Origin of the sequence: Thalassovita autumnalis (genome assembly GCF_001458255.1) — a bacterium.
GTDB classification, from domain to species: Bacteria; Pseudomonadota; Alphaproteobacteria; order Rhodobacterales; family Rhodobacteraceae; genus Thalassobius; species Thalassobius autumnalis.
Genome location: NZ_CYSB01000042.1, coordinates 1 through 5441, shown reverse-complemented (window position 1 = coordinate 5441; position 5441 = coordinate 1). Strand labels below are relative to the sequence as shown.

The 5441-nt window shown below is 44.8% G+C and carries 9 protein-coding genes; all 9 read left to right on the top strand.

What is annotated here, in order from left to right:
• On the top strand, window positions 1-438 hold a 438-nt coding region (locus tag TL5118_RS21900), incomplete at its 5' end, for an external scaffolding protein D (protein ID WP_242601828.1).
• On the top strand, window positions 438-554 hold the full coding sequence (locus TL5118_RS21895; protein WP_000033471.1) for a phage DNA packaging protein J: 117 nt from the start codon (window positions 438-440) through the stop codon (window positions 552-554). The genes TL5118_RS21900 and TL5118_RS21895, both read left to right, overlap by 1 nt.
• Window positions 555-590: 36 nt before the next feature.
• Window positions 591-1874: a major capsid protein gene (locus TL5118_RS21890; RefSeq protein WP_000065572.1), complete on the top strand. Its 1284-nt coding sequence runs from the start codon at window positions 591-593 to the stop codon at window positions 1872-1874.
• 110 nt (window positions 1875-1984) lie between these two features.
• Entirely contained in the window at window positions 1985-2512 is a 528-nt protein-coding gene (locus TL5118_RS21885; protein ID WP_000487867.1) for a hypothetical protein, read from the top strand.
• Window positions 2513-2520: 8 nt separating this feature from the next.
• Window positions 2521-3507, top strand: coding sequence for a Minor spike protein (locus TL5118_RS21880; RefSeq protein ID WP_000466547.1), 987 nt, complete (start codon window positions 2521-2523; stop codon window positions 3505-3507).
• A gap of 63 nt (window positions 3508-3570) precedes the next feature.
• Window positions 3571-5112, top strand: a complete 1542-nt coding sequence (locus tag TL5118_RS21875) for a replication endonuclease (protein WP_000252566.1) — start codon at window positions 3571-3573, stop codon at window positions 5110-5112.
• Window positions 5045-5197, top strand: a complete 153-nt coding sequence (locus TL5118_RS21870) for a hypothetical protein (protein ID WP_435988044.1) — start codon at window positions 5045-5047, stop codon at window positions 5195-5197. The genes TL5118_RS21875 and TL5118_RS21870 overlap by 68 nt, the downstream gene beginning before the upstream one ends.
• Window positions 5130-5369: a phage DNA packaging protein C gene (locus tag TL5118_RS21865; RefSeq protein ID WP_016670801.1), complete on the top strand. Its 240-nt coding sequence runs from the start codon at window positions 5130-5132 to the stop codon at window positions 5367-5369. Before TL5118_RS21870 ends, TL5118_RS21865 begins: the two co-directional genes overlap by 68 nt.
• On the top strand, window positions 5366-5441 hold a 76-nt coding region (locus TL5118_RS21860; RefSeq protein WP_503169808.1), incomplete at its 3' end, for a hypothetical protein. The genes TL5118_RS21865 and TL5118_RS21860, both read left to right, overlap by 4 nt.

Here is a 5441-nt window from a genome sequence, read left to right as displayed (position 1 = left end):
TCCGTACGTTTCCAGACCGCTTTGGCCTCTATTAAGCTCATTCAGGCTTCTGCCGTTTTGGATTTAACCGAAGATGATTTCGATTTTCTGACGAGTAACAAAGTTTGGATTGCTACTGACCGCTCTCGTGCTCGTCGCTGCGTTGAGGCTTGCGTTTATGGTACGCTGGACTTTGTAGGATACCCTCGCTTTCCTGCTCCTGTTGAGTTTATTGCTGCCGTCATTGCTTATTATGTTCATCCCGTCAACATTCAAACGGCCTGTCTCATCATGGAAGGCGCTGAATTTACGGAAAACATTATTAATGGCGTCGAGCGTCCGGTTAAAGCCGCTGAATTGTTCGCGTTTACCTTGCGTGTACGCGCAGGAAACACTGACGTTCTTACTGACGCAGAAGAAAACGTGCGTCAAAAATTACGTGCAGAAGGAGTGATGTAATGTCTAAAGGTAAAAAACGTTCTGGCGCTCGCCCTGGTCGTCCGCAGCCGTTGCGAGGTACTAAAGGCAAGCGTAAAGGCGCTCGTCTTTGGTATGTAGGTGGTCAACAATTTTAATTGCAGGGGCTTCGGCCCCTTACTTGAGGATAAATTATGTCTAATATTCAAACTGGCGCCGAGCGTATGCCGCATGACCTTTCCCATCTTGGCTTCCTTGCTGGTCAGATTGGTCGTCTTATTACCATTTCAACTACTCCGGTTATCGCTGGCGACTCCTTCGAGATGGACGCCGTTGGCGCTCTCCGTCTTTCTCCATTGCGTCGTGGCCTTGCTATTGACTCTACTGTAGACATTTTTACTTTTTATGTCCCTCATCGTCACGTTTATGGTGAACAGTGGATTAAGTTCATGAAGGATGGTGTTAATGCCACTCCTCTCCCGACTGTTAACACTACTGGTTATATTGACCATGCCGCTTTTCTTGGCACGATTAACCCTGATACCAATAAAATCCCTAAGCATTTGTTTCAGGGTTATTTGAATATCTATAACAACTATTTTAAAGCGCCGTGGATGCCTGACCGTACCGAGGCTAACCCTAATGAGCTTAATCAAGATGATGCTCGTTATGGTTTCCGTTGCTGCCATCTCAAAAACATTTGGACTGCTCCGCTTCCTCCTGAGACTGAGCTTTCTCGCCAAATGACGACTTCTACCACATCTATTGACATTATGGGTCTGCAAGCTGCTTATGCTAATTTGCATACTGACCAAGAACGTGATTACTTCATGCAGCGTTACCATGATGTTATTTCTTCATTTGGAGGTAAAACCTCTTATGACGCTGACAACCGTCCTTTACTTGTCATGCGCTCTAATCTCTGGGCATCTGGCTATGATGTTGATGGAACTGACCAAACGTCGTTAGGCCAGTTTTCTGGTCGTGTTCAACAGACCTATAAACATTCTGTGCCGCGTTTCTTTGTTCCTGAGCATGGCACTATGTTTACTCTTGCGCTTGTTCGTTTTCCGCCTACTGCGACTAAAGAGATTCAGTACCTTAACGCTAAAGGTGCTTTGACTTATACCGATATTGCTGGCGACCCTGTTTTGTATGGCAACTTGCCGCCGCGTGAAATTTCTATGAAGGATGTTTTCCGTTCTGGTGATTCGTCTAAGAAGTTTAAGATTGCTGAGGGTCAGTGGTATCGTTATGCGCCTTCGTATGTTTCTCCTGCTTATCACCTTCTTGAAGGCTTCCCATTCATTCAGGAACCGCCTTCTGGTGATTTGCAAGAACGCGTACTTATTCGCCACCATGATTATGACCAGTGTTTCCAGTCCGTTCAGTTGTTGCAGTGGAATAGTCAGGTTAAATTTAATGTGACCGTTTATCGCAATCTGCCGACCACTCGCGATTCAATCATGACTTCGTGATAAAAGATTGAGTGTGAGGTTATAACGCCGAAGCGGTAAAAATTTTAATTTTTGCCGCTGAGGGGTTGACCAAGCGAAGCGCGGTAGGTTTTCTGCTTAGGAGTTTAATCATGTTTCAGACTTTTATTTCTCGCCATAATTCAAACTTTTTTTCTGATAAGCTGGTTCTCACTTCTGTTACTCCAGCTTCTTCGGCACCTGTTTTACAGACACCTAAAGCTACATCGTCAACGTTATATTTTGATAGTTTGACGGTTAATGCTGGTAATGGTGGTTTTCTTCATTGCATTCAGATGGATACATCTGTCAACGCCGCTAATCAGGTTGTTTCTGTTGGTGCTGATATTGCTTTTGATGCCGACCCTAAATTTTTTGCCTGTTTGGTTCGCTTTGAGTCTTCTTCGGTTCCGACTACCCTCCCGACTGCCTATGATGTTTATCCTTTGGATGGTCGCCATGATGGTGGTTATTATACCGTCAAGGACTGTGTGACTATTGACGTCCTTCCCCGTACGCCGGGCAATAATGTTTATGTTGGTTTCATGGTTTGGTCTAACTTTACCGCTACTAAATGCCGCGGATTGGTTTCGCTGAATCAGGTTATTAAAGAGATTATTTGTCTCCAGCCACTTAAGTGAGGTGATTTATGTTTGGTGCTATTGCTGGCGGTATTGCTTCTGCTCTTGCTGGTGGCGCCATGTCTAAATTGTTTGGAGGCGGTCAAAAAGCCGCCTCCGGTGGCATTCAAGGTGATGTGCTTGCTACCGATAACAATACTGTAGGCATGGGTGATGCTGGTATTAAATCTGCCATTCAAGGCTCTAATGTTCCTAACCCTGATGAGGCCGTCCCTAGTTTTGTTTCTGGTGCTATGGCTAAAGCTGGTAAAGGACTTCTTGAAGGTACGTTGCAGGCTGGCACTTCTGCCGTTTCTGATAAGTTGCTTGATTTGGTTGGACTTGGTGGCAAGTCTGCCGCTGATAAAGGAAAGGATACTCGTGATTATCTTGCTGCTGCATTTCCTGAGCTTAATGCTTGGGAGCGTGCTGGTGCTGATGCTTCCTCTGCTGGTATGGTTGACGCCGGATTTGAGAATCAAAAAGAGCTTACTAAAATGCAACTGGACAATCAGAAAGAGATTGCCGAGATGCAAAATGAGACTCAAAAAGAGATTGCTGGCATTCAGTCGGCGACTTCACGCCAGAATACGAAAGACCAGGTATATGCACAAAATGAGATGCTTGCTTATCAACAGAAGGAGTCTACTGCTCGCGTTGCGTCTATTATGGAAAACACCAATCTTTCCAAGCAACAGCAGGTTTCCGAGATTATGCGCCAAATGCTTACTCAAGCTCAAACGGCTGGTCAGTATTTTACCAATGACCAAATCAAAGAAATGACTCGCAAGGTTAGTGCTGAGGTTGACTTAGTTCATCAGCAAACGCAGAATCAGCGGTATGGCTCTTCTCATATTGGCGCTACTGCAAAGGATATTTCTAATGTCGTCACTGATGCTGCTTCTGGTGTGGTTGATATTTTTCATGGTATTGATAAAGCTGTTGCCGATACTTGGAACAATTTCTGGAAAGACGGTAAAGCTGATGGTATTGGCTCTAATTTGTCTAGGAAATAACCGTCAGGATTGACACCCTCCCAATTGTATGTTTTCATGCCTCCAAATCTTGGAGGCTTTTTTATGGTTCGTTCTTATTACCCTTCTGAATGTCACGCTGATTATTTTGACTTTGAGCGTATCGAGGCTCTTAAACCTGCTATTGAGGCTTGTGGCATTTCTACTCTTTCTCAATCCCCAATGCTTGGCTTCCATAAGCAGATGGATAACCGCATCAAGCTCTTGGAAGAGATTCTGTCTTTTCGTATGCAGGGCGTTGAGTTCGATAATGGTGATATGTATGTTGACGGCCATAAGGCTGCTTCTGACGTTCGTGATGAGTTTGTATCTGTTACTGAGAAGTTAATGGATGAATTGGCACAATGCTACAATGTGCTCCCCCAACTTGATATTAATAACACTATAGACCACCGCCCCGAAGGGGACGAAAAATGGTTTTTAGAGAACGAGAAGACGGTTACGCAGTTTTGCCGCAAGCTGGCTGCTGAACGCCCTCTTAAGGATATTCGCGATGAGTATAATTACCCCAAAAAGAAAGGTATTAAGGATGAGTGTTCAAGATTGCTGGAGGCCTCCACTATGAAATCGCGTAGAGGCTTTGCTATTCAGCGTTTGATGAATGCAATGCGACAGGCTCATGCTGATGGTTGGTTTATCGTTTTTGACACTCTCACGTTGGCTGACGACCGATTAGAGGCGTTTTATGATAATCCCAATGCTTTGCGTGACTATTTTCGTGATATTGGTCGTATGGTTCTTGCTGCCGAGGGTCGCAAGGCTAATGATTCACACGCCGACTGCTATCAGTATTTTTGTGTGCCTGAGTATGGTACAGCTAATGGCCGTCTTCATTTCCATGCGGTGCACTTTATGCGGACACTTCCTACAGGTAGCGTTGACCCTAATTTTGGTCGTCGGGTACGCAATCGCCGCCAGTTAAATAGCTTGCAAAATACGTGGCCTTATGGTTACAGTATGCCCATCGCAGTTCGCTACACGCAGGACGCTTTTTCACGTTCTGGTTGGTTGTGGCCTGTTGATGCTAAAGGTGAGCCGCTTAAAGCTACCAGTTATATGGCTGTTGGTTTCTATGTGGCTAAATACGTTAACAAAAAGTCAGATATGGACCTTGCTGCTAAAGGTCTAGGAGCTAAAGAATGGAACAACTCACTAAAAACCAAGCTGTCGCTACTTCCCAAGAAGCTGTTCAGAATCAGAATGAGCCGCAACTTCGGGATGAAAATGCTCACAATGACAAATCTGTCCACGGAGTGCTTAATCCAACTTACCAAGCTGGGTTACGACGCGACGCCGTTCAACCAGATATTGAAGCAGAACGCAAAAAGAGAGATGAGATTGAGGCTGGGAAAAGTTACTGTAGCCGACGTTTTGGCGGCGCAACCTGTGACGACAAATCTGCTCAAATTTATGCGCGCTTCGATAAAAATGATTGGCGTATCCAACCTGCAGAGTTTTATCGCTTCCATGACGCAGAAGTTAACACTTTCGGATATTTCTGATGAGTCGAAAAATTATCTTGATAAAGCAGGAATTACTACTGCTTGTTTACGAATTAAATCGAAGTGGACTGCTGGCGGAAAATGAGAAAATTCGACCTATCCTTGCGCAGCTCGAGAAGCTCTTACTTTGCGACCTTTCGCCATCAACTAACGATTCTGTCAAAAACTGACGCGTTGGATGAGGAGAAGTGGCTTAATATGCTTGGCACGTTCGTCAAGGACTGGTTTAGATATGAGTCACATTTTGTTCATGGTAGAGATTCTCTTGTTGACATTTTAAAAGAGCGTGGATTACTATCTGAGTCCGATGCTGTTCAACCACTAATAGGTAAGAAATCATGAGTCAAGTTACTGAACAATCCGTACGTTTCCAGACCGCTTTGGCCTCTATTAAGCTCATTCAGGCTTCTGCCG

Coding starts and splice junctions, on each gene's coding strand:
- TL5118_RS21890 (WP_000065572.1), top strand. CDS start 591: ATGTCTAATATTCAAACTGGCGCCGAGCGTATGCCGCATGACCTTTCC.
- TL5118_RS21875 (WP_000252566.1), top strand. CDS start 3,571: ATGGTTCGTTCTTATTACCCTTCTGAATGTCACGCTGATTATTTTGAC.
- TL5118_RS21880 (WP_000466547.1), top strand. CDS start 2,521: ATGTTTGGTGCTATTGCTGGCGGTATTGCTTCTGCTCTTGCTGGTGGC.
- TL5118_RS21895 (WP_000033471.1), top strand. CDS start 438: ATGTCTAAAGGTAAAAAACGTTCTGGCGCTCGCCCTGGTCGTCCGCAG.
- TL5118_RS21885 (WP_000487867.1), top strand. CDS start 1,985: ATGTTTCAGACTTTTATTTCTCGCCATAATTCAAACTTTTTTTCTGAT.